Consider the following 25,129-nt stretch of genomic DNA (forward strand, 5'->3'; position numbering starts at 1 on the left):
ACTTATATTATGTTTGTTTTTTAGTTAAGTAATGATTCCGAATGAAGAAGATTTCGAATGAAGAATAGGAGATAGAGGGATGTATCCGGTTAAACTGGCAATTATCTTTTACAGCATGACAGGAACAAATTATCGTTTGGCTCAATGGGCTGCAGAAGGCGGAATGGAGCAGGGGGCGGAAGTGAGAGTTTTAAGAGTCCCAGAATTGGCTTCTGAAGAAACAATACAAGAAAATCCCGCATGGAAAGAACATGTTGACCGTGTAAAGGATGTTCCCATAGTGAAACTTGATGATCTTGAATGGGCAGATGCCATTATTTTTAGCGTACCGACGCGTTACGGCACTATGCCCGGACAAATGAAACAATTTTTAGATGCAACCGGTAAGCTATGGTTCCATGGTAAGCTCACAAATAAGGTGGTTAGCGCGATGTCTTCAGCGCAAAATGCTCATGGTGGGCAAGAGCAAACCATTTTAGGTATCTATACCGCGATGTATCATTGGGGCGCCATTGTGGTTTCCCCAGGTTATACCGATGCCTCACTTTTTAAAGCCGGGGGAAACCCTTACGGAACAAGCGTAACCGTCCAAAATGGAAAAATGGTAGAGGACGTTCAGGCAGCGGTTAAATATCAAGCTAAGCGTACAGTAAACGTAGCAAAATGGATAGTAGCAGGCAACAGCTAGTTTGCTTGCTTTTTTGTTTTTCAGGATGCTGAAAAAGGAAAGAGATTGCCTTCCAATGAGAAGTAGGTTGTTCCACCGTCTGTGATTAATATAATCAATGCATCGCACTTTTCAGACAGGCCTATTGCAGATAATTCCCGAATATCAGCTGCTCGATCCCAAAATATTTGTTCGGTTAAAGGCAAGGTGTTGGATGCGGAAACAAGCAAATCAGATTGAATGAGGACAGCTCCTTCTTGAAGCAAACTATCAGGTTGAAATATGGATTCTAATAATTGACTCGTAATTACAGCATTAATGGGTATTCCTCCTTGTAAAAAAGGCGCAACAGGATCGCCAGCCTCTATTACAATCAGAGCTCCTTGACGTTTTCGGCTAAGTTTGTGAATGGCAAGAGATAATTCAGTACTGCATTTCGTATACTTGGACAACAAACGATTAAGTAAGTAAGTTGATGCAGTCGTTTCCAATTCGAGCAGTTTTCTAGACAATTTTTGGACAATATCAATGATGCGAATATCATTATGACTTAGAGTGGCTATATTTTGATTTACCTTTTTTTCGATTTCGGTTAGCTTTTCGTTGATTTCGATTCGGAGCTGCGAGAAATCATCATTCATTTTGTTTTTATTCATATTCAATATTGCACTCCTAGAGAGGATTAAGTTTGCTCGTCAGGGATTTCGAATCCATATAGTGAGCCGTTAAACGTGAATGATTTTGCCCCCGTTTCCTCGGAAACGATGAAGGTTAGGGCATCTGTATTTTCGGATAAACCAATTGCTGCGCGGTGTCGGGTACCAAGCTTACTTTTGTACTGTTTCCGGGTCAGCGGAAGCACATTTGCTGCTGAAACGATTGTATCATTCTGAATTAACACAGCGCCGTCATGCAATGGACTCCCTGTATGAAAAATGGAGACTAACAGCGTACTTGAGATTTTTGCAGATAGAGGAGTTCCTACGGTGATCCAATCTTGTATCTTATCTTCTCTTTCAACAATAATAAGGGCACCTTTACGTTGCTCGCTTAGCAGCTTGATGGCTTTGAAAATTTCCGTGCATTGACTTGTATAGGGAAGAAGCAGTCGATTCAAGTGATAGGCGGAAACCAATTTCCCCGTATCGGAACATACGTTAGAAAGCAACTTAAGATTTTTTAAAATGTCGATATCTTCTTGATCCATGGATTCCAGCATGCTTTTAATCTTAGTGGACAGAAGTTGAAATTGACGGTTAACGTCAGATTGTTGCGGAGAATGCAAACCACACTTGTTTTCCATAATCAACCTCCTTCATCGATCATATGGTTTCCATTCCAGTTTAAATTATGTGTATTTTTCAACTGCTTTAGTTTGCAATTTCGACGTTCACTACAAGAAACAGCCCTAACAGCCTTGAATAATTATCAATAACTGAGACTGATGAATTTATGGACTGTGAGACGGAAATATTATGTTTTGGAAGAACTTAATACAACATAAGAATGGAGATTTCACATTATGGCTGAAAAAGGACCTCCTCTATCCTCCATGACAAGTGGCGGAAAAAGTTCATTAACATTCTGGTCGGCAATTGTATTCACAGGCATTTTTTCTGTATGGGCGGTCGTTAATCCCGAAAATCTGACGAACACGTTATGGGGATGGGTATATCAGTATCACGGAACCTTTAGCTGGTTTACGATGATGATTCCACTTATTATTATCGGAATTTGCTTAGTGCTTGCCTTTAGCAAGTTTGGCAATGTCAAGCTAGGTAAGAAAGATGAAAAGCCGGAATTTAGCACTTTTTCATGGCTAGGAATGTTGTTCACTGCGGGAATTGGAGTAGGTCTAGTAAACTTTGGTGTCGCAGAGCCGCTTGTTCACTATTTGCAATCAGCCGGTGGCATTAGATCTGGGGCAGATGCGGTGGCCGCTGCTGAAAACGCGATGAAATATACGATGTTTATTTGGGGTTTGCCAGCATGGTCGATCTATACGATATCGGGATTAGTGATTGGCTATTTTGCTTATTCACGTGGGGCTAAGTTTTTGCCAGGGACTCCGATTGCGGAAGGGTTTTCGGATAAAAGTGGGGCAAGCCACTAGCTAACATCACCAATATTTTGGCAGCCGGTGCATCCGCACTGACGATGGCAGCCTCGATTGGTCTTGGTGTATTCCAAGTTAAAAATGCGGTTTCCTCCGTTTTTGGCTATAACAATGAAGGCTTAGGCTATTCAGTATTCATTTTATTGGCGATTTTCGCAATCTATACGTTGGCTGCCGTATTGCCAATCGGCAAAGGCATGAAAATTTTGGGTGATATTAACGTTGTTGTTGCGGTCGCCATATTGGTTTACGTATTTGCATTAGGAAACTCACCGTTTCTAATGAACTTTATTGCACAAACGTTCAAAAATACGTTTCTTGGCGTCGTGCCGACTAGTCTTGAGACCTTGCCGTTTCTAAATAAAGGGTGGTTCTTCGATTGGCCGAATACGACTTTGATTTGGTGGATTTCGTGGACACCGTTCCTCGGTATATTTATTGCCCGCATCTCTAAAGGACGTACGATTCGGCAAATTATTGTTGGGGGCGTATTAGCGCCAGTGATGTTCCTCATTGTATGGTTCAGCGTATTTGGTGGCACAGGCTTCCTCAATGCGATTGTTGGCGATGGCTCAATTATTCAATATATTCAAGATCATCCTGACGACGTCTATTTATCATTCATTATGGTCTTGCAGAAGCTGCCGTTGTTCACACTCACTGGGATTGTGTTTATCGTGTTGATTCTTGTGTTCCTGTCAACGACTGCGACAAGTTCGATGATCTCACTGAGTATAATTACAAGCAATGGACCAGAAAACGCGCCAGTAGTGCGCACCTTGATCTGGTCGGTCATAACCACGATGGTTGCCTTCGCCAACGTAGCTACAGGGACACTGAATGGAGTGCGGGCGATTGCAGTTTTCTTAGGTATTCCGTACATGTTTGTGTTCTTCTTGGCGATTTCCGGGTTGATTCGACAATTGCGCCATGACGCGAGGCGTGAAGGATATGTAGATCCTCAGCATAAGCTGCAAAAGGAATCTGAACAGAGGTTAGGAAAGGAGTTAACTTAAGATGGAGACTACGAAAGTTCCTTTACCGTTGCCTGAATATGGAGTAGACCAAACATTGGCAGAGGGCACGCTATTGGGTAATATTGGGTTATTTGTGATAACGGTTGCCTTTTTAGCTGTGCTCGGTTGGATGGTTAAGCTAGCGCTCGAACCTAAACATGAGACATGAGATAAGAGGAGATCGTTATGAACAACACGAACAAGTACACAACACAATTACGACCTCTTCTAAAAAAATTGCCCGTTCCAATGTTGCCAGACACACTAACGACTTTGCTGGAGTGGGCGGAACCGCTACTGACCGTAGAACAATTAAATGAGTTTAAGCATATTGTGCTGCGTTTTCAGCAAGATGAGGGACCGCTGTTGCAGCAACAGTTAGAGCAGCATGCAGAAGCTGGAGAAGACAGTTGGCTCGCTCCGTGGTGGCTGCAGAGCTACTTAATGACAAGGGGCAACTTACAAAGCGAGACGAATATTGCGTTAACGATCCATCCGGATTATCACGCTCATATGGGAGACAGAGCTCATAAGGCGGCGTTGTTGATTGAACGGGCGGTAAGCATCTATTTACAGCTAATTTCAGGTCGTTATCCAATGGAGGAGACGGCTAAAGGTGCAGCTGTGGATATGAGCTACTATCGAAATATTTTCAAGAGCTGCCGCTTGCCAGCTCATGGGGAAGATGAGTTTTATGTAGGTGCAGATACAGTGGAAAATAACTTCGTCGTTGTTATCCGCAACTCACACTTCTACAAATTAATGGTAACGGATGAGCAAGGTGCCGTTATTCCAGCGGCGCAATTAGAGGGTAACTTGCGCTATATCAATGTTCCCGAGGAGACTGTTTCTGTCGAAAGTGTAGCGGCGGCCAAGCGTGAACTGTCGGCGGATGTGTATGAACAGTTGCAGCAACATCCTGTGAATGCTCAGCATTTGCGTACGATTCATGATGCGATATTTGCGATCGGTTTTTCAGACGATGCAGTTGACAGCACAGCGGAACAGTTGCACTGTGCGTTATTAGGTTGGAAAAATCAGTGGTTTGCGAAGACGATGCAGATACTTATCGATGCTAACGGTGCAATCCGTTTTAATTTTGAGCATTCATCGATTGACGGTGTGCCAGTCCTGAATGTGGTAAATCAACTGTTTACACAACAAGATGGTACCCAGCAAGAAGAATCGATTTCTCATCAAGAGTGTAGCAGTGAGTTAGTTACAGCGCTGTGCTGGCAGCTAGATGAACGCGTGCAGTCGTTATTGGTGCAATGCAGTGAACAGGCTCAAGCGGAGTACGATAATCATTATTTTGCCCACGTTAGTTTTGATCGTTTCGGTAAGTCTCTGATGAAGCGTGGCCAAGTAAGTCCTGATGCCTTCTTCCATATTGCCTTAGCATTAGCCCAATACGAGTCAACAGGGCAATTGCAAAGCGTATATGAACCGGTCGCTATGCGCCATTACTATCAAGGGAGAACCGAATGTGCCCGTTCCATAAGCAACGAAAAGAAGCAATTTGTAGAAAGTTATATGCATGAATGTAAGCTAGGCGTAGATAAGGATTGGCAATCACGCCGGCAGCAACTGATAGACAGCTTTAAGCGCGCGGCAGCGGCGCATACTGAACGGATCAAAGCCTGCCAGCGCGGAGCTGGAATTGAGCGTCATTTGTTCGGCTTAAAGAGAATAAGCCAATTGAAGCAGGCCTCCCCAAGCCAATCCGACTATTTCTTTCAGTCGCAAGGGATGAAAGCTTTGACTGCAGACTTTATATCAACGACAAGCATACCTTATGAGATTATGGAATCATTTACTTTCGCGCCAGTAAATAGCGAAGGTTTCGGTCTGTACTACGGCATACTGAATGAGCGGATTGTCCTTGATATATCTGTCAAGAAAGCCAATAAAGAAGCGGCCGATCAGTTGTTGCATAGTCTATGTACGAATTTGGAACGGTTGGCAGCTCTATTAGAATTAAGTTAGTTAAGGTTCGATTTTTCAATACAAAAAGGGGACTGTACTCGGTATAAAATTACCGAGTTCTTTTTTGAATAACTTAAGGATGGAGCCTCACGAGATGCTAAATGCCATTTCATTTGAAAAAAACCGTCAAATGAGGTAGGTACATGTAACATAAACGAACTTTCATGTGTCAAGTATGAGCAAATAGAAGTTTGTATAGAATCGTTGACTGGAAAAAGACGAAATTGCCTTATATCATGTGTTGGCAGGCATTTAGAAACGACACTAGATGACGAAATTAATAATGAATGCATCGGCATGGAAATGAGAAAAAATTCACATAGTATTGGTGATTATGTAAGTAATTAAAGTCGGTTGTTAATTGCATCATCAAATTATTATGGATCAGAAGCGATCAATGATACGATCTTATTTGGTGCCCGTAATATCTGATAACATCTATAAATCGAGAAATGCAATATACAGATTCGACGCTGATACGAGCATGTAAATTAGAAGAATCAATATGTACAAAGTATCGAATGAAAATGATTAGCAAGGAACAATCCAAAAATAATTCTGTGATCAGCGTGTAGTAATAAGTTTAAACAATAATAAGAACAATTAAATGAAATATCTACTTAAAATCAATAGCGTTGCATAAAAGAATCCCACTGCAAATATTAAAGGAAAGATATTGTTGCAGATAAAATAATTTACAGTTTTCTTGCTTTCATATAAGCCAAAAAGTTAAGGGTTCTATGAAAGCAAGTAGCCGCGCCCATTTGGTAATATCTATCATTTCAAGGAACTATTTTCCTGAATCTTAGGTCTTTACGACTTTCTGCCGACCTTTGGAAGTGCGAGCAGGCTTCCGAAAAACAGCTTCTCTGAACGTTTCCCAGGGCTGATACAGCATTGAGATAAGTAGTCGATGTAGATCTAATAAGCTCTTCGTTGTACCAAGCTCCATTTTCATCAAGAGCTGAAGGCTATATGCGATCAAACAAATGAGGATCTGATTCCATACCGCGTTCTCTTGCTCTCCATAGAAACGCGTCAGCTTCAGATGCTGTTTAACCCAACGGAAGAATGTTTCTATCTTCCAACGATTGCGATACAGCTCACTGATCTCTTCTGCTGTTAAATCAAAGCGATTGCTAATGATGCGGATCAGCTTACCCTTTAAATCGGTCGTTTCTACAAGTCGCAATGCCTCTTCCATCTGTTTCTTTCCTTTACCGATTCGAACCATTTGATCCCGATGGATCAAGGAGTTTTCGGCTACTGGAAATTCGGAGAGCGTCTCCACGACCGCGTTGTTCTTCAAACGAGTTACGAAAAAAATGCCTTCCCTGCAGTAATGATCATACTTCTTGTAATCGACATAGCCGCGATCGAACACATAGGTGGCTCCGGTTTCATCAATAAGAGCATCCATTTGAGTACGATCCGCAGGCTTCGCAGGTGTAAGCACTGCCTTTTCTGGATAAACCGTGTCCGGATCGCAAAAGGTTACTCGCAAATGAAGTTTGACACCGGATTTTGTTTTTCGGTACGTTGCCCATTTGTATTTACTTAAACATAGGCTCATCGTCGTGGAATCTAGCAATTTTACTGTGCCGATTCGCCCTGAAGCAGGACGGCTGTGCTCGCTGATTTTCAAGACCAGATCCGCAAATATGCTTTGCAAAACCTCACTGGAAAGCTTGTTGTTTTTCCTTGATAGCTGTGAGGTGCTTATGGACGTAATTCCAAGTTCTTTCTGGAACGCTTCGTTACACTGCAATTCAGTAACGATAGTTCGTAAACAGTCTCGCTGCTGCAGCTGTGCATCCATAAAGATCAAGAGATAGGCCAGTGAATGCAGCTTTTTAACGTACTTATCTTCGCCGGTTTTATCCGTCCAATCTGAAATGATTTGTGCATTTAGTGGTGCGACCCATTTACCAAATGATGAAAGTAGTGTATCCTTGTCCATGTACGATCTCCTATGATTAGGGATTTGGACAGGACTACCTGCTCCCCTAATTATGGAGATTTTTTCTTTGAATGGACGTCGATAATTTAACATTTTTAGTACAATTTAGAATTTGTAATTAGGTCTGAAATTTAATGCAACGCTATTGATTGGATATATATATTCCTGACGTGGAAAGGATGAATCTGTTATGGGAGCTTCGCCAGTCCTGTCATGATGCTGATATCATTATCGTCTCGGCGGAGAAGGATGCCAAGGCGGTTCAGGAAGCGCTTCGCGCCGGGGTGTTCGATTATATTGTCAAGCCGGTAGACGAGGAGCGCTTCAGCCTTACCTTGGCAGAATATAAGGAATATCGGAGCATGATGCGCTCCACCAAAGAAATGAAGCAGAGTGATATCGACGCTTTGTTCGGCTTGCATCGCGTGTTGAGTTCCGTCCGGGCGGATGCGGCTCTCCCGAAGGGGATTGATTCTATCACACTAGAAAAGATTTACTGCGTTTTCACGCAGCAAGTGATCGGGGGAATTACGGCTGTTGAATTAAGCGCCGAGCTTGGCATTAGCCGATCAACGGCGCGGCGTTATTTAGAATATTTAGTATCCTTGAAGAGAGTACGGACGATGCTTATCTATGGCACGGTGGGAAGACCGGAACGCAGATACATCCTTTGTGAAACTTATGAACAAAATCGATAAAATGAATTCTATCGTTCTTATGGCTACAATATTTATCGTCCGATTTATCCGTGATAAATTTCATAGTAAGCAAAGCGGGTGTTTCGTTCATAGCGAATTGTAAACGCATTCATCCATTGCGGAATACGGAATGGTGAGCAAAGCCGCGATCACGGAAAGGGGATATCCTATTGAGTCTGAGCTTGATTGGTCTAATTACAATTTTAATTATCGTCGCCTTGCTTATTAGCGGCAAAGTGACCCCGATTGTTGCCATGGTGATACCGCCGATCCTTGGCGCATTACTCGCAGGGTATAGTTTTTCGGAAATTGGCGTTTTTTTTGGAAATGGCGTCAGCTCGGTTATCCAAGTCGCGATCATGTTTATTTTCGCGATCATCTTTTTCGGCATTATGCAGGATGTCGGACTCTTTGATCCATTAATCAATAAAATGGTCGCTTTTTCACGCGGAAGCGTCATCACGGTATGTGTCGGAACGGTTTTGGTGGCCGCGATTGCCCATTTAGACGGTTCGGGCGCCTCGACTTTCTTAATTACGATACCTGCGCTGCTGCCCGTGTATAAACGCTTGCAGATGAATCCGTATCTGCTGCTCCTCTTGGTCGGAGGGAGCGCAAGCGTCATGAACATGATTCCGTGGGCGGGTCCGTTGGGCCGAACGGCTACCGTACTGAAAGCGGATGTCACAGAATTATGGCAGCCGCTCATCCCTGTCCAGATTATCGGCATGGTGCTCATGCTTGGATTGGCCACACTTCTCGGCATTCGGGAGAAGCGGAGAATCATCCGCAAATATGGATCACGGGAGGAGGCGGCCACGCTAGAGGCGACGGCGGCAGGAGCGGCTGCTTCGATTTTAGTCCAGTCCGAACAAGTGAAAGGTCTCGCTCGCCCCAGACTTCTGTGGGTCAATGCCTGTCTCGCCTTATCGGTGATTGGCGTACTTGTAGCTGGAATTATCCCGGCGGGCCTAGCTTTTATGATCGGGGTAAGCATCGCCTTGCCGCTTAACTTCTTCAAGGTGAATGAGCAGATGGAACGATTGCGTGCCCACGCGCCTAATGCGCTCACGATGGCCTCAATCATTCTTGCGGCCGGCTTATTTTTGGGCATTCTGAACGGAACCGGCATGCTTACGGCCATTGCCAACGACGCCGTGAAGATACTCCCGGGCAGCATTGCGCCTTATCTGCATATTATCGTCGGCTTACTGGGCGTTCCGTTCGATTTAATATTGAGCACGGATGCGTATTACTTTGCCCTGCTTCCCGTCGTCGATCAGATTGCATCCGGTTTCGGCGTCGCTTCGTTGTCCACTGCGTACGCGATGGTGATTGGTAATATCGTCGGGACATTCGTGAGCCCGCTGTCCCCGGCCCTGTGGCTGGCGCTCGGATTAGCGGGTCTGGAGATGGGCCGCCATATCCGCTACTCACTGTTCTGGATATGGGGCATAAGTATTGTTCTCGTCGTCACTGCTCTAGTGATTGGAATTATATAGAAATAAATAGCCATAAATAATTTTTTTATATATAAAATGAACTTTTCTGACACCTGCAATCTCTTATCTATGAAAAGGGGAGTGAACATGAGAGTAAGCCATCTTGTCCAACAAGCCAAAAAAGGCACCAAAGAAGCATTATTGCAGCTCATTATGGCCGATAAGGACGCTTATTCGTTCATCACCTTTTATTGCACAAAACAAAATGGAGAAGTAGTCAGATTTTAGGTAGATTATATGAAAGCCCGGAAGATAGACACTTGCGCTAAGGAGTGGATATTCGGTCGGGCTTTTATTTTTTTGCACACAACAAATATCGCGTGCATTGTATAACGAAATGCCTAAAGTCGATATAGGGATTATATTTCTTATCTGTTCGGAGTTGGCACTAAACAAGTTAAGGAGTTCATACTGTATACAGTTTAATAAATAAATCATGCTGCAACCCCTGAAATATGGGATGGTAAAAATAATTTGACCCTGTATAATCAAGAATGTTTATTAATTCAAATTTTACAGGATATGGTGATAAAGATGCATGCAAAAGATGAGTTTGTGGTCATCAGCGGCAACGGCCATGTAGGGTGTACCATTTGCGTAAAACGGGGGCAGGTTATCATGTTCGACAGCAGGCAAGCCGCTCTTCCGCTGAAAGGGAGGGAAGTTTGTTGAGCGTTTCCGCACTTGAAAGCCCCAGAACAGCTGACAACCAGCGGGCATGGATGATGACAGCAATTTGCCTCAGCGCGTTCTTGTCTCACTTTACCGCCGGGGTAGTGAATGTGTCGCTCCCCCGATTCGTCACCGTGTTTCAGTCCGATATTGGGACCGTGCACTGGATGACGACGGGGTATCTTCTCGCCATTACGTCGCTACTTCCCTTAATGGGCAAGTTAGGCGATCGCTGGGGGCATCGCCGCATCCATAACTGCGGCATAGCCCTATTTACAATTAGCTCTGTTCTGGTAGCGATCTCGCCGAATCTTACTGTGCTCCTCCTTATGCGTATTGTGCAAGCAACTGGCGCGGCAATGTTTCAGGCAACGAATATGGCAATCATCACGTTTCATATGCCGGGCGCGATTCGAGGGCGGGCTCTCGGGTTCGTGAGTACCGCTGTTGCTTTGGGGGGCATGGCGGGACCGGTTGCAGGCAGCTTTACCGCGGCCTGGTTGAGCTGGCAATGGGCGTTCCTGATTCATATGCCTGTGGCAGTCGCGGCAACCGGGTTAGCGCTGCGCTTCATCCCTGCTGATCAGAAGAAAGAAACGAGGAAAGCCTCATTGGACATAGTTGGAGCCATTTTGTTCATGGGCAGCATCGGCATTGGAATCTACGCCATTGTGAATGGAGGCGCCATAGGGTGGGGATCCTCAAATATGCTTCTACTGTACGTAGTCCTGCTAATTCTTTGGCCTTTGGGCTGGTTGTGGCAATCCCGACAGAAAGAGCCTTTTCTGCCACTCACGGCATTCCGTATTCCAGCCGTAGCCTGCGGTCTCATCATTAGCTGCGCATCTTTCCTGATGGCCAATATTGCATTAGTTCTCATGCCATTTTATATTTCGGGTATCACTTCGGTATCCACGGCGGATACCGGCTATGTTATGCTGGCGTATCCGCTTCTCTTGGCTGTAATTGGTCCCGTCGCAGGGCACTTATCTGATCGGATAGGATCACGCCGCTTAATGGGACTTGGCCTATGCGCCATGGCAGGCGGGTTCCTGCTGTTCTCCGGGGTATTCGGCGTATTGCCGTTGTGGGCAGTTATTTGTACGCTGGCCTTGATCGGTTCGGGGATGGGGCTGATCGCCTCGCCGAATAACAGCTTCATTATGAGCCACGCAGTGAAGGAAGACGCAGGGGCGCTCGGAAGCATGATTGCATTGACCCGTAACATTGGCTTGGTGCTTGGTGCCGCGCTGGGACTGGGATTGATAGACGACGGCGATCCTGCCAAACCTTTGGACGCATATCTGAATATCTTTGGTTTCGGCGCTTGGATCGGCGCTGCCAGCCTGCTTCCGCTCGGTTACAGTTGGTACGTGCGGAGAAGGATGGTAAAGCGGCGGCATCGTATCAGTGTGGAAAAATGACGGTAAACTGCCAGCGGACACCGGGGGATGTCATTATGTAGTATAATTGGGGAAGGCCAATCGGGCTAGCATATGTTAATAAAGGATTGTATCTCAACGCATTCGTCCCTTTGGGAGCGGATGCGTTTTTTGTGCAACATTCCCGGCAATAAGTTAGAGTGACACTGGGATTTAGCTTTATTATTGGATTATGCTATGTGGGTTCGGATTATATGCGGAGACTTATAACCATAAAACGGCCTACGATTCCTTCCGTCGAATCCTTCTCGGGATCTAGAACGAATCGGTAGAGCCGCTTATTTACATTGATGACAGCAATCGTAAGTGAACCGTATTCGTTCGGGTCTTTGCATCCGTTATAGGATTCTGTCTCCACCCATGTTCTGGGCTCTGATTTGCCATCGCATACTTGCAGGTTTGCATGTAGTATCTTTGGATGATGGTTTTTCCATTGAAGCAGTTTGTCGCGGTTTTCCATAAGGTTGGAGCGCAGCACACGCCATCTGCTGCTTGGGATGGGCTTGGCAACGCGACGAGGAATGTGGATGCGCACACAACAACCGCCATCATCTTTGTTAATTTAATCATATAATCATTAATGCAATATCATCCTTTATTCTGGAAATTAAATAAATAAAATACGATATTTACAACAACTATCAATCAATTACGATATGCAAACTAGGGCATGAAAAGAAGGTTTATTTTAAACTATCAAGAATTATTGATGAAGCGCGATCAATAGTTCGGGCAGTTCGCCCCGAAAGTAACAATGGCTGCAGAACAGGGGAGCAGTGTAGCAAGGCGTGTATGCCACCGCGCTGCGGAGCAAATACGACTGGGAATTGAGCTTGTCGGGTCCGACGACTAGCAAGATTGGCTTACATCACTTTGCTGATAAGGAGCTGAAAAACGTGGAAATTTCGAATGGCGTTTACATGCTTGAGCTGAACTTTCACGGGAATACCATCCATCCAACTCTTTTATGGGATCAGGAAATGGCGGTATTAATAGATACCGGGTTTCCAGGACAAATCGAAGATTTAAAAGCGGCTATGAAGAAAGTAGGAGTCTCACTTGATCAGATTAACGTTGTAATTTTGACACATCAGGATATTGATCATATTGGATGTTTACCTGACATTTTGCGAGAGTGCAGCGATCATGTTCAAGTATACGCACACGAATTGGATCAGCCTTATATTCAAGGGGAACTCCCCCTTCTTAAAGACGGACAAATACAAAATCCCCCCAAGGGAAGGATAGACAATACCGTAAACGACGGTCAGGAACTTCCCTTTTGCGGAGGAATTCAAATCATCCACACTCCTGGACACACTCCCGGTCATATCAGTCTTTATTTAAAAAGAAGTAAAACATTAATTGCTGGAGATTCATTGTATAGTGTAAACGGAATACTCGGAGGCATTCATGAGCCAACCACTCTCAATATCGAGGAAGCTCGATTATCGGTGAAAAAGTACTTGGAATTTCACATTGAATCTGCCATATGTTATCACGGAGGACTGAGCAGGGGGAAAATAAATGATCAAATTCGAATGTTAAAATAGAATGACATCCCATTTCGCAAAATAGTTCAAAAACGATATCATGAACTACAGCATAGAATATGTATGTTAGCTCCATGGTGGCAATCGAACCTATATCCTTAATATCTCAGGGGGAACACCTATGAATACAGATGAAATCAAACAGCCCGGATATGCTGGGCTCCGTAAAGTAGAAATATCCGATAATGCTCTGAGCATATCGTTTCCAATGTGGATCATGTATCCTACAGGCACTGCAGAACAAACTGTTCAATTAGGGCCTTATCCGACCGAGCTAGCAAGTGATGCGGAGGTCTTGGAAGGAACGTTCCCGTTAGTGCTGATCTCTCACGGTACTGGCAGCACTCCTTTCGCATATCGCATGTTAGCCCAGCATTTAGCGCGTAATGGCTTTATCGTAGGAATGCCGGAACACCCCTTCAATAACAGAAATGATAATAGCTTGGAAGGTACGATGCAAAATCTTGCGAACAGACCAAGACATATTCGGATGGCCATCGATTGGTTTTTTGAAAATGAGGGGTTTGCTGAAAAAGTTATACCAAATGATGTTTCGGTTATCGGTCATTCGCTCGGGGGATACACTGCTTTGGCAGCGGCAGGCGGCGAGCCAACCTCATTTCCACATGAGTCACCGGAAGGTCAACCGCAGCGCATTGAGGTTACGCCGGATCCCCGTATTCAGTCGCTTGTATTGCTTGCGCCAGCATCGGTATGGTTTCAATCCGAAGAAGCATTACGCATGATCAACATTCCGATCTTAATGCTTGATGCCGAAAAAGATCCGTTCACGCCTGCTTTTCACGCGCAAATTATTATGAATGGAGTTGCTGACCGAGATAAGGTTCAATATAGAACCGTACAAAATGCGGGACATTTTTCCTTTTTGAGCCCATTTCCAGCTTCGATGGTTTCGCCATCATTTCCCCCTTCACAAGATCCTCCTGGCTTTGATCGAATACAGTTTCAAGAGGAGCTCTATGCTGAAATTACGAGATTCTTAAAGAGTAAGTAATCATTTTGCAATTCTGTAAGAATGATTTCGCTAATACGCTAAGGGATAACTGAGTTAGACATCTTATTTGATGTATGGGAACATTGCGATTGCGAGTTGAATTTTTGAGCAGACTGTTCGGGCTAACGCATTTCGCGTCGGCCCGAGTTCAGGATTTTCTCATTTAGCGGTATACACGCTGTCAGCGCCTCCCGCATATCCGTACCTGTTAAAGTCATGTACCACATCTTATCAACCGTATAAATATGACTAAGGGCATGGCGATGGTAGGAAAGGAGCTAGTCACTTCTTGACTTCGTACAGAGGACGGAATTTCATTGATTCTATTTAGGATCGTTTGATTCGCCCATGTGTGGTAGTTATACATTTCTACTGGAAGATTCCTCATTCAAATCGTCTCCTTCAAAGATATGAGATTGACTAGAATCATTTGCATCTGTACAATAATGGACAAATAAGATCTATAATATCTTTCTAAGAGCTTTATACGCTCAAAAGTAATGGCTAAAGCAAAAACTTAACGGTGAATTGGCTGCACTTAGTCCTAATGTGGATTTCCATGTTGTAATTACAGATATTGAATGTCTGTAATATATATTAATCATTTCGCATAATAACATACAGAGGAGATAAATATGACAGAATTTTGGGAAGCAAGCTTTATAGAGAAACAAATGATGTGGGGATTAGAACCTTCAAACTCCGCTATTTTGGCAAAGAATTTTTTCCTTGAAAAGAAAGTTAAGGACATATTGATACCTGGTTTTGGTTATGGGAGAAATGCAAAGATTTTTTCAGACAACGGAATTCAAGTAACAGGTATTGAGATATCAAAAACAGCGATTGATTTAGCTAGGAATAACGGGGTTACTGCTAATATTTATCATGGTTCAGTGACGAATATGCCATTTGATAACAAACGATATGACGGCATATTCTGTTATGCCTTGATCCATTTATTAAATAGTCATGAAAGAAAAAATTAATGAAAGACTGCTATAATCAGCTAAAACCAGAGGGATACATGATATTTACTGCTGTTACAAAAAAGGCTCCTATGTATGGCAAGGGCAGAGAACTGAGTCAAGATCGATTTGAGATTATGGATGGCGTCAAAATGTTCTTCTATGATTCGAATTCAATAAAACGAGAATTTGGGAAGTATGGATTAATCGAGTTTTCAGAGATTGATGAGCCGAATAAAGTGATGGAAAATAAGCCTGCTATGAATTTTGTAATGATAAAATGTAAAAAGGGAGCTAGATAAAGTTCGTAAAATGATTTTTAGAAAGGAGCGTAGGGAACATGGTAACACAGCCACTTTCGACAGAGTATGGGGAAGCATTTGCAAATTACATTGGCCAGGTGGAATGTCGCTATGCGCCGGGCAAATGGTCTATTAAGGAAGTGCTCGGTCATATCGCTGACACGGAACGCGTCATGGCATACCGGCTGTTGCGTATTGCGAGAGGGGATCAGACTCCTCTGCCGGGATTCGATGAGAATCAGTTCATGAACGGCTCCGCATTCGATTCAATGCCAATGTCCGAGCTGCTGGAGGACTATCAAGCCGTCCGCCATGCGACGTTGACGCTGCTGCGTGGTCTTACCGATGAAGCTGCGCTTCGCACAGGCACCACGAACAACATGACGATATCCGCGCGTGCGCTTGCTTATACGATCGCAGGGAATGAGCTGCATCATTTGCGTGTGCTGAAGATGCGTTGGCTAACAGCCTTCCAGACATCGCCCGAGCAATTCGAGCAATTAACCGCTTTGAGTAGCGAAAACGTGAAAATTGTATCTTGAAAAAAAGGAGACGATAGCTCTATATTAAAACATTACGAGGCTGCCGCGGGAACAATCGGGTGGCCTCGTTAAGCTGCGGAAGGGATAATCACTAGCACTAATTCCTTCCGTGCAATCACGGAGGTCAGTCCTTACCCCTTCTGAACTTTTATGTTCGATTCCAGATTCAAACAACCGCATTCCTTTGCAATCTGCATAGCCCTATCGCCATTATTTTTGTCAACAATTGCAGTGAGTATAATATCAAAGCCAGATACCCTCGTCCCACCAGAACTCATACCGCTTGCACTTGTACTTGTGGCAGCTAAAATACCGGAATCGCGTCCAAAGTTGCCGTTGAGTGTAATCGAACCCAAACTTGGAATATCTCCAGTAATAGGGTTATTGGGGTCATACCCACTTCCAGGGTACCCGTCAAAACGATCAATTTGGGACTCGATTATTTCAAATTCGCTCTTCATTTGATCCAAAGCTTTCTTCGCTTGTTCCGGTGATTTAAAGTAAACAATAATCGGTTTTTCAGTCATAAGGATTCTCCTTACCTTCATTTTCAAATAGCTTTACCAGTACTCAGTAAATTACTCTTAGAGAGTACGATCATGTTCTAAAAAGAAAGGCCATCTGGCAAAGGATGGCCTTTACACATGTCGTTACAGACAGCTCGGGAACCGTGCCACCACAAGTAATGACCTTAATGCTAAGGGCGTGGAAAGACGCCCAAGGAGGGTATCTACTAATGGGAGGATTATTCTTAAATAGAGGTGTGTAAATATCTTCCTTCTAAAAAAGAGATGGTTCACCATAATGCAAACCGTCTCTTTTTTAATGGCGTTCTATACGATTAATATTACGAATTGCCTTGGTAATGTCTGGGAGGCTATTAGCTAGAGCAGTTTCAGCCCGTTCAAATCTCCCAAGGGAAAGAAATCGCTTTGCCGCTCGTAAATCCTTGATCGCGCCGTTGATTGCAGTCAGGGCATACTGTGAACAGCCTAAACATAACGGCGGTCTTCGCTGTGAAATAATTGCAATGCCTTTGCGTGTTTTACCTATTTTCCTTTTATTAGAAGTCATAGTTATTCCCCCCCTTTGTCAAGCAATATATGCTAATCAAACTTCATTTGCCTAGGTTCGTATCATAGTAAGTGAAAAACGCTTTTGATATCGAGTATAAGATGAATGGAAATGGAGGATGGCAAAAGAAACAAGGGGTACTGACTGCTAAGTCGTCGGGTTACAAGGACATTATTTGATAATGAATGAAGCAACTCCAACTTTATACTTTCCTTAGAAATTCCTGTTACGATGACTTTGCAAATAAAAGAGTAACGAGAATGGATTTCTAAGGAGGAGTATTTTCATCATGCAAGCAGTACAACGATTAAAAGGATTAATAGCTCTAGGTATGGCGTTTGCGCTCATTCTATCCCCGTTCAATGCCTCAGCAGCAGCGCAAAAGAATGACGGAGTGAAGGAAAGTATAAGGGAGATTACATCGACCACGTCATCGAATTATAAAGATTTAGAGTTTCTGAAGCCGATCTTGAAGGACAAGACGGTCGTCAGTCTCGGTGAGAATTTCCACCGTGTTGCAGAATACAGCAGCATGAAGACAAGATTGATCAAGTATTTGCACGAAGAGATGGGGTTTGACGTGATCGCATTTGAATCCGGACTTGGGGATGCTTTCATGACGGACGAGAATGCCGGCACATGGATCCCGGCAGAAATGATGCAGCGTTCTATTTTTCCAATTTGGCACTCCAAGGAAACGCTGAATCTATTCGAATACATAAAGAAGTCGCAGGAAACCAAAAACCCGCTCCATCTCGCAGGTTATGACATGCAATTCACTTCGGGCTATCTTACACAGTTTCTTGTTGGATGGATTGCCAAGGTGGACAAGGAGCAAGGTCAGCAGTATTTCAACTTCGAGATGCAAGCCATGACGGATTTGTATAAGGTACTTAATGAATATGGCATGGAAGATGGCCATCCAGAGGCAAAGGCAGCCGTTAAGAAGGTCAAGGAAACGTACGAGCCAAAATACAACGCCTTGATCCAATTCATCCAAGAGCACAAGAAGGAGCTCGCTGCGGCTTATCCAGCCAACCCGAATATGGTGGATATTGCGATCAAGACGCTCGGAGATCGAGTAAAGTTCATCGAGATGGGGATGTACAATACGAAGGAAAGCTATGAATTCCGCGACCGAATTATGGCTGACAATGTCGAATGGCTAATGAAGGTGATGTATCCCGGCAAAAAAGTGATATTATGGGCACATAACGATCATTTAGCGAAGAATACATCTAAGATTCAGACCAAAGAGCAAGGAAAATGGATCGGCAGCTTTACCAGCATGGGCGAACTGCTCCATAAGAAGCTGAAGGATAAAGCTTATGTAATTGGGCTCTATATGAACAGCGGCAAGGCAAGCACCATTACGACGCAGAAGCTCTTCGATATTAAGCCAATGCCGAAGGGAAGTCTGGAAGAGTTGATGATGCGAAGCGGGTATAAAATTGCATATGCCGATCTTTCCAAGCATAAGTCCCCGAAGCAGAGCAACTCATGGATGTTCAAGCCGATCTATGCAGCGGAGGATGGAATGACGTCGGAGATTATTGAGCCGATGTCAATGCGATTCGTTCCAAGAGAACAGTTCGACGGTATCATCGTCTTCGATAAAGTAAAGGAGCCTACAACGAAATACGAATCCGGTTCTACTAGAGAGAGAAAATAAAATATTATAATTAAAAGTGCCTATAGCTCATATAGGCACTTTTTTGCTATGTAAACAAGGATATTTCCAGCCTAATTCCACCTGTAAACTTATCTAATCAAAACTTTGTGAGCAGTTTGATTTGTAATTCTAGTTAATCATTGTTAATCTGGTAATAACTTCACATGTTATTAGCTTACACGATCAATGTAGTGAAAACATGAATTGAAACCAACTAGGGAAGGTAGGGATCTTTTTGAAACATACCAAGATACGAAAAATAGCGCTTTTCGTCGGAATACTATCTTTGTCTCTTACAAATGTCAACTTGTTTACTGGGGTATCCTTACAGGCAGAAGCAAAAGAAAAAACGACCAAATACTCAAGCCTGCCAATCAAGCTCATCAGCAATTCGTTCAACTTGAGAAAAAGTATGATGCTCGACTGGGCGTTTATGCGATCGATACAGGCACGAACCAGACAATCACTTATCGTTCAAATGAACGGTTTGCTTATACGTCTACCTTCAAGGCTTTAGCTGCAGGAGTTCTACTGCAAAAAAACGAAATTGAGCAGCTTGACAAAGTTATTACGTATACAAAAGATGATCTTGTTGAATATTCACCGATCACGGAGAAGCATGTACATACGGGAATGACACTTGGGGAACTTGCAGAGGCTGCCGTTCGTTTCAGTGATAATACTGCAGTCAACCTTTTTCTTAAAGAACTAGATGGACCAAAAGGATTCGAAAAAGCGCTGAGACAAATTGGTGATCAAGTTACTCACGCGGATCGTTATGAAACAGAATTAAACGAGGCTACTCCTGGAGACATTCGCGATACAAGCACACCTCAAGCGCTTGCTGATGATCTGAAGGCTTTCACAGTCGGAAATGCGCTCCCGGCCGATAAACAAAATCTCCTAATGAATTGGATGCGCGGAAATGCTACCGGAGACAAGCTTATTCGCGCTGGCGTTCCAATAGATTGGGAAGTTGCCGATAAATCAGGAGCAGGAGGCTACGGAACACGAAACGATATCGCCATCGTATGGCCACCAAATCGAGCACCTATTATCATTGCAGTTCTATCCAGCCGCGATAAGAAAGATGCTGCCTATCATAACGAACTGATTGCAGAGGCTGCTAAGGTTACAATGAAAGCTCTCCAGTGACCCCTTTGCTGCTCCATTCCTTATAAAATGCTATCTATTATGGTCGCACCTCATCGTATCAGACTAAAAATACACAGCGCCGACAAAGGCGCTGTGTATTTATTTTCACATGGTTCCTGTTGAACATCCCCCGTTACTGTAACCTTTTGAATATGATTCTTTTGCAATGATTAAGATCTGAAGCATTTCAAATGACTATATTTTTTTGCATCGTTACTATGCACTATTTGTATTTCACGATTGGAATGGCAGTATGTAACATAAAGGAAACCGCAGTATGCAGCGGCACAATTGTCGGAGGGATACGATATGAATAACATCGGAAATGGTCAAGTCCAGAACCGGCACCAAGCACTGGGGTTGTCAGATCAGCAGGTTCTTGAAATGTATCAGCATATGGTCTTGGCGCGGAAAGTAGATGAACGGATGTGGCTGCTGAATCGTGCGGGAAAGATCCCTTTTCTCGTTTCTTGCCAAGGTCATGAAGCAGCACAGATAGGGGCGACATACGCGTTGGATCAAATGAAAGATTTTCTGTGTCCCTATTATCGGGACATGGGTATGGTCATTGCTTTCGGCCTGACAGCACAGGAATTAATGCTTTCCGCTTTCGCAAAGGCAGGAGATCCAACGAGCGGCGGACGCCAAATGCCGGGTCATTACGGGAGCAAAAGCCGGAATATTCTTTCGGGCTCTAGTGTCGTGTCGAGCCAAATTCCGCACGCAGTTGGAATCGCTTTATCTGGAAAAATGCAAGAAAAAAACTAGTCGCATTAACAGCCTTTGGGGACGGCGGCAGCAACCAAGGGGAATTTCACGAAGCGGCGAACTTTGCGGGGGTGCACAAGCTGCCTGTCATTTTCTTGTGCGAGAACAACAAGTACGCCATATCGGTTCCGTTTTCCAAGCAGGCGGCTTGCGAAAGCATCGCGGATCGGGCAAAGGGCTATGGGTTTCCCGGCATTAGTGTGGACGGAAATGATCCATTAGAAGTATACAAGGTCACGAAAGAAGCGGCCGATCGGGCAAGAAGAGGAGAAGGGCCTACGCTTATCGAAGCGGTGCTCAATCGTTTAGTCCCGCATTCAAGCGATGACGATGATCGATCCTACCGTTCCCGCGAAGAAGTGGAAGAGGCCAGGAAGCAGGATCCGCTCGTATCCTTCAGCAATTATCTGAAACATTCGGGACTGTTAGATGAACATACAGACAGGGAGATCCATGACCGGATACGCATGGAAGTCGATGAGGCCACGGAATATGCGGAGTATGCCCCGGATTCAGCTCCGGAAGATGCCCTTAAGCACGTTTATGCAAAATAAGGGGAGTGAGGAGAAATGGCCGTAATTTCTTATCTTGAAGCAGTGTCCCAAGCTCTTCGAGAGGAAATGCAGCAAGATAGCAGGGTATTTGTATTAGGAGAAGACGTCGGAGTGCGTGGGGGCGTATTTCGGGTTACACAGGGATTCCACGAGGAATTCGGGGAACAGCGGGTTATCGACACGCCGCTATCGGAAGCGGCCATTGCAGGCGTATCGATTGGAGCGGCTGCTCATGGAATGAGGCCAGTTGCAGAAATTCAGTTTGCCGAGTATATCATGCCTGCCGTCAACCAAATTGTGAATGAAGCAGCCAAAATGAGATACCGCTCCAACGGAGATTGGAACTGTCCCTTGGTCATTCGTGCTCCTTATGGCGGAGGAGTTCGCGGAGCCCTCTATCATTCGCAAAGCGTAGAAGCGATGTTTTGCTGCATTCCTGGCTTAAAAGTGGTCACGCCCTCCACTCCGTATGATGCCAAAGGCTTGCTTAAGGCGGCCATCCGCGATGAAGATCCTGTTATTTTCTTCGAGCATAAGCGATGTTATCGCTCGATCAAAGGAGAAGTGCCGGTCTCGGATTACACGGTGCCGATCGGGAAGGCGGATATTAAGCAGCAAGGGGAAGACATCACCGTTATTTCTTACGGTCTAACCTTGCATTTTGCGCTAAAAGCGGCAGAGCAGCTATCTAAAGACGGATACAGTGCTCACATTCTGGATCTGCGCACCCTATATCCTCTGGACAAGGAAGCGATTGTAGAGGCTGCTCGCAAAACCGGAAAAGTGCTCATTATTCATGAAGACAACAAGGAAGGCGGCGTTGGTGCTGAAGTCGCGGCGATCATCGCAGAGGAATGCCTTTATGAACTGGATGCTCCGATCAAACGCCTTTGCGCTCCAGACGTTCCCGCTATGCCTTACAGCTTGCCAATGGAAAAGTTCTTCATGCTCAACCCGGATAAAGTATATCAGGCCATGAAAGAATTGGCTGAATTGTGATCCGACGGGAGGAGAATATGGCTGAGAAAATCGTTATGCCCCAGTTAGGAGAAAGTGTAACGGAAGGAACCATTTCCAAGTGGCTCGTCAACGTCGGGGATAAAGTCAATAAATACGATCCTGTATGCGAAGTGCTGACAGATAAAGTGACTGCGGAGGTTCCTTCTACTTTTAGCGGCACGATAACCGAAATTGTCGTTCAAGAAGACGAAACGGTAGCAGTAGGAACTTTGCTCTGCTGTATTGAGGAGGTAAAAACAAGCGGTTATACCGGGTGAATCCAAGCCAGCTTCTGCCGCCCCATATGAAGAAACCGTTGATACTACCGTACAATCAGCCCGGCAGCAGCGCTATTCGCCAGCCGTGCTCAAACTGGCGCAAGACAACAACCTCGATCTTTCCCGTATAGAAGGATCAGGCATTGCGGGACGCATCACCCGGAGAGACATCATGCAAATCGTACAAGGAAGGAAACAACCCGAAGACTCCCCAGTTTCGCAAAAGAATCTCCATCTCAGTCGTCATCACGAGCGGCACCATCAATTCCCGATATTTCACTGCCTTCCGAATCCATTGATGCATGTTCTGTCTTACATGCTACCATTCATCAAACCGACGAGATGATCCCGGTTACCGGCATCCGCAAGACGATAGCCAAACGAATGGTACAAAGCAAGCAGGAAATCCCGCACGCATGGCTGATGGTTGAATGCGATGTCACGAATCTGGTTAGTTATCGCAGCCGGATCAAAGAAGAGTTTAAGAAAAAAGAAGGACTCCATCTCACTTATTTGCCATTCTTTATTAAGTCAGTAGCGGAAGCTCTGAAGGAATTCCCTATTTTAAATTCGCAGTGGACAGACAATCACATCATCGCCAAAAAAGCGGTTCATATCTCGATTGCCGTGGCCACCGAGAATGCCTTATTCGTTCCCGTTATTAAGGACGCCGACCAGAAAAGCATTTATGGTCTAGCCAAAGCGATAGACGAATTGATCACGAAAACGAAAGAAGGCAAGTTAACGCAGGCGGATCTAACTGGCGGAACGTTTACCGTGAATAACACAGGCTCCTTCGGCTCCGTGCTTTCAGCCCCGATCATCAATCCACCGCAGGTAGCCATTTTGAGTATGGAAGCCATCGTCAAACGTCCGATCGTCATCAATAACATGATTGCCGTTCGCGATATGATGAACATTTGTCTTTCCTTGGATCACCGGGTTTTGGACGGTCTTGTGTGCGGCCGCTTCTTGAAAAGAGTCAAGCAAAAGATTGAAAGCTACGGCACGGACATCGGACTTTATTAAAAAGGAGCGATGAAATCATGCATTTTGATTTAACCGAAGAACAGGCCTTGATCAAAAAAATGATGCGCGATTTTTCGGAGGGTGAGGTTGCCCCGGGCGCGGATGAACGGGATCGTACGAAGCAATTTCCGAAGGATGTCTTCGATAAATTAACGAAGGTAGGCGTCATGGGTCTTCCTTTTCCCGAACAGTATGGCGGCGGGGGAGCGGATACCATTAGCTTTGCTATCGCTGTAGAAGAATTAAGCCGGGTCTGCGCATCAACGGGCATTACCTATTCCGCTCATATTTCATTAGGCGGAGCACCCATTCATTTATTCGGAACGCACGAGCAAAAGAAAAAATACTTAACTCCTCTTTGTACAGGGGAATACATGGGCGCGTTTGGACTGACGGAACCGAATGCAGGCTCCGACGCAGGCGGAACCCAAACAACAGCGAAGTTGAATGGGAGTCAGTGGATCATTTCCGGTTCCAAATGCTTCATTACCAACGCAAGCTTTGCCAAAAACCTGTCGCTCACGGCCGTCACCGATCGCACCAAAGGGACGGATGGAATCAGTGCGTTTATCGTGTCTACAGATGCGCCAGGATTTACGGTCATTAACAATTACGAAAAAATGGGGCTGCACGCTTCAAATACAACGGAATTAATTTTACAAGATGTAACCGTTCCCAAAGAAAATCTTCTAGGGAAAGAAGGACATGGATACAAGCAATTTTTAGCTACGCTTGACGGAGGCCGAATTGGTATCGGAGCGATGGCGGTTGGAATTGCCCAAGGGGCTTACGAAAAATCACTCCAATATGCTAAAGAAAGAAAACAGTTTGGACAAAGCTTATCCTCCTTTCAAGCCATCCAATTCAAGCTGGCTGACATGGCCATGAATATTGAACTGGCACGCACTATGGTGTATAAAGCGGCATGGCTTAAGGATAAAGGCAGGAAGTTCAAGAAGGAAGCGGCGATGGCCAAATTATTTGCCTCGGAAATATGCATGAAGGCGTGCGATCAAGCCGTTCAGATCCATGGCGGTTATGGATATATGAAAGAATACCAGGTCGAGCGGTTCTTCCGGGACGCCAAGCTGCTTGAGATCGGGGAAGGAACTTCGGAAGTGCAACGAATGGTCATTGCACGCCAGATCGGTTGTTAAAGGGGAT

Annotated in this window: 20 protein-coding genes and 5 pseudogenes; 19 read left to right on the forward strand and 6 right to left on the reverse strand. The window is 44.7% G+C overall.

The features are described 5' to 3' along the window. Positions 1-79: 79 nt before the first annotated feature. The gene (wrbA, locus tag PAV_RS22565) at positions 80-688 is read left to right on the forward strand and encodes an NAD(P)H:quinone oxidoreductase (protein WP_005550092.1); all 609 of its coding nucleotides are present in this window, start codon (positions 80-82) and stop codon (positions 686-688) included. A 20-nt stretch (positions 689-708) separates the two neighbouring features. Here the strand turns inward: wrbA and PAV_RS22570 are convergent, their stop codons facing one another. Together PAV_RS22570 and PAV_RS22575 are read right to left on the reverse strand one after the other, a co-directional pair. Beyond that, positions 709-1,323: a diadenylate cyclase gene (locus PAV_RS22570; protein WP_040736526.1), complete on the reverse strand. Its 615-nt coding sequence runs from the start codon at positions 1,321-1,323 to the stop codon at positions 709-711. A gap of 26 nt (positions 1,324-1,349) precedes the next feature. After that, positions 1,350-1,970 carry a diadenylate cyclase gene (locus PAV_RS22575; RefSeq protein WP_005550095.1) on the reverse strand — a complete coding sequence of 207 codons (621 nt, stop codon included), beginning with the start codon at positions 1,968-1,970 and terminating at the stop codon, positions 1,350-1,352. A gap of 219 nt (positions 1,971-2,189) precedes the next feature. On the opposite strand from PAV_RS22575, the gene PAV_RS36995 reads away from it, so the two are divergent. The 4 genes from PAV_RS36995 to PAV_RS22590 are packed head-to-tail and all read left to right on the forward strand — an operon-like array spanning position 2,190 to position 5,785. Then, positions 2,190-2,780 (forward strand): BCCT family transporter, encoded by a 591-nt coding sequence (locus PAV_RS36995; protein ID WP_040736527.1) that lies wholly within the window; start codon positions 2,190-2,192, stop codon positions 2,778-2,780. 17 nt (positions 2,781-2,797) lie between these two features. Beyond that, positions 2,798-3,799, forward strand: a complete 1,002-nt coding sequence (locus tag PAV_RS37000) for a BCCT family transporter (protein WP_040736528.1) — start codon at positions 2,798-2,800, stop codon at positions 3,797-3,799. Between the two features lies 1 nt (position 3,800). After that, positions 3,801-3,968 carry a hypothetical protein gene (locus tag PAV_RS34870; RefSeq protein WP_005550097.1) on the forward strand — a complete coding sequence of 56 codons (168 nt, stop codon included), beginning with the start codon at positions 3,801-3,803 and terminating at the stop codon, positions 3,966-3,968. A 17-nt stretch (positions 3,969-3,985) separates the two neighbouring features. Further along, positions 3,986-5,785 (forward strand): choline/carnitine O-acyltransferase, encoded by a 1,800-nt coding sequence (locus PAV_RS22590; protein WP_005550100.1) that lies wholly within the window; start codon positions 3,986-3,988, stop codon positions 5,783-5,785. An 805-nt stretch (positions 5,786-6,590) separates the two neighbouring features. Here the strand turns inward: PAV_RS22590 and PAV_RS22595 are convergent. Next, a complete protein-coding gene (locus tag PAV_RS22595; RefSeq protein WP_005543483.1) occupies positions 6,591-7,745 on the reverse strand; it encodes an IS4 family transposase in 1,155 nt (384 codons plus the stop codon). A 149-nt stretch (positions 7,746-7,894) separates the two neighbouring features. On the opposite strand from PAV_RS22595, the gene PAV_RS22600 reads away from it, so the two are divergent. From PAV_RS22600 to PAV_RS22615, 4 genes and pseudogenes are all read left to right on the forward strand, one after another. Further along, positions 7,895-8,443: a response regulator gene (locus tag PAV_RS22600; RefSeq protein WP_005550102.1), complete on the forward strand. Its 549-nt coding sequence runs from the start codon at positions 7,895-7,897 to the stop codon at positions 8,441-8,443. Between the two features lie 170 nt (positions 8,444-8,613). Beyond that, entirely contained in the window at positions 8,614-9,945 is a 1,332-nt protein-coding gene (locus tag PAV_RS22605; protein ID WP_005550103.1) for a CitMHS family transporter, read from the forward strand. A 69-nt stretch (positions 9,946-10,014) separates the two neighbouring features. Continuing rightward, a pseudogene (locus PAV_RS34875) lies at positions 10,015-10,119 on the forward strand (RNA polymerase subunit sigma-24); the annotation flags it as partial. 494 nt (positions 10,120-10,613) lie between these two features. Continuing rightward, positions 10,614-12,041 (forward strand): MFS transporter, encoded by a 1,428-nt coding sequence (locus PAV_RS22615; protein WP_005550106.1) that lies wholly within the window; start codon positions 10,614-10,616, stop codon positions 12,039-12,041. A 208-nt stretch (positions 12,042-12,249) separates the two neighbouring features. Here the strand turns inward: PAV_RS22615 and PAV_RS22620 are convergent, their stop codons facing one another. Then, positions 12,250-12,594 (reverse strand): hypothetical protein, encoded by a 345-nt coding sequence (locus tag PAV_RS22620; RefSeq protein WP_005550107.1) that lies wholly within the window; start codon positions 12,592-12,594, stop codon positions 12,250-12,252. 361 nt (positions 12,595-12,955) lie between these two features. Here PAV_RS22620 and PAV_RS22625 point away from each other — a divergent pair, with 361 nt between their 5' ends. From PAV_RS22625 to PAV_RS22640, 4 genes and pseudogenes are all read left to right on the forward strand, one after another. Next, complete coding sequence (locus tag PAV_RS22625; RefSeq protein WP_040736606.1) at positions 12,956-13,612, forward strand: MBL fold metallo-hydrolase; 657 nt, start codon at positions 12,956-12,958, stop codon at positions 13,610-13,612. A 121-nt stretch (positions 13,613-13,733) separates the two neighbouring features. After that, a complete protein-coding gene (locus PAV_RS22630) occupies positions 13,734-14,627 on the forward strand; it encodes an alpha/beta hydrolase family protein (RefSeq protein ID WP_005550109.1) in 894 nt (297 codons plus the stop codon). Between the two features lie 635 nt (positions 14,628-15,262). Then, positions 15,263-15,894 (forward strand): annotated as a pseudogene (locus PAV_RS22635) (class I SAM-dependent methyltransferase). Between the two features lie 38 nt (positions 15,895-15,932). Further along, positions 15,933-16,436, forward strand: coding sequence for a DinB family protein (locus PAV_RS22640; RefSeq protein WP_005550115.1), 504 nt, complete (start codon positions 15,933-15,935; stop codon positions 16,434-16,436). Between the two features lie 131 nt (positions 16,437-16,567). Here PAV_RS22640 and PAV_RS22645 read toward each other — a convergent pair whose 3' ends face one another. After that, positions 16,568-16,963 (reverse strand): hypothetical protein, encoded by a 396-nt coding sequence (locus PAV_RS22645; protein WP_005550117.1) that lies wholly within the window; start codon positions 16,961-16,963, stop codon positions 16,568-16,570. A 295-nt stretch (positions 16,964-17,258) separates the two neighbouring features. Next, the gene (locus PAV_RS22650; RefSeq protein WP_005550119.1) at positions 17,259-17,510 is read right to left on the reverse strand and encodes a hypothetical protein; all 252 of its coding nucleotides are present in this window, start codon (positions 17,508-17,510) and stop codon (positions 17,259-17,261) included. Between the two features lie 289 nt (positions 17,511-17,799). Here PAV_RS22650 and PAV_RS22655 point away from each other — a divergent pair, with 289 nt between their 5' ends. The 6 genes and pseudogenes from PAV_RS22655 (at position 17,800) to PAV_RS22680 (ending at position 25,122) form a co-directional block, all read left to right on the forward strand. Then, the gene (locus tag PAV_RS22655) at positions 17,800-19,182 is read left to right on the forward strand and encodes an erythromycin esterase family protein (RefSeq protein ID WP_005550120.1); all 1,383 of its coding nucleotides are present in this window, start codon (positions 17,800-17,802) and stop codon (positions 19,180-19,182) included. A 229-nt stretch (positions 19,183-19,411) separates the two neighbouring features. Further along, positions 19,412-20,337, forward strand: a pseudogene (gene bla, locus PAV_RS22660) (class A beta-lactamase). 309 nt (positions 20,338-20,646) lie between these two features. After that, positions 20,647-21,659, forward strand: a pseudogene (locus PAV_RS22665) (thiamine pyrophosphate-dependent dehydrogenase E1 component subunit alpha). Positions 21,660-21,674: 15 nt separating this feature from the next. After that, the gene (locus tag PAV_RS22670) at positions 21,675-22,658 is read left to right on the forward strand and encodes an alpha-ketoacid dehydrogenase subunit beta (protein ID WP_005550122.1); all 984 of its coding nucleotides are present in this window, start codon (positions 21,675-21,677) and stop codon (positions 22,656-22,658) included. Between the two features lie 17 nt (positions 22,659-22,675). Further along, positions 22,676-23,965 (forward strand): annotated as a pseudogene (locus PAV_RS22675) (dihydrolipoamide acetyltransferase family protein). Positions 23,966-23,982: 17 nt separating this feature from the next. Continuing rightward, positions 23,983-25,122, forward strand: coding sequence for an acyl-CoA dehydrogenase (locus tag PAV_RS22680; RefSeq protein WP_005550123.1), 1,140 nt, complete (start codon positions 23,983-23,985; stop codon positions 25,120-25,122). Positions 25,123-25,129 lie beyond the last annotated feature (7 nt).

This window comes from Paenibacillus alvei DSM 29 (assembly GCF_000293805.1).
Taxonomy (GTDB): Bacteria; Bacillota; Bacilli; order Paenibacillales; family Paenibacillaceae; genus Paenibacillus_B; species Paenibacillus_B alvei.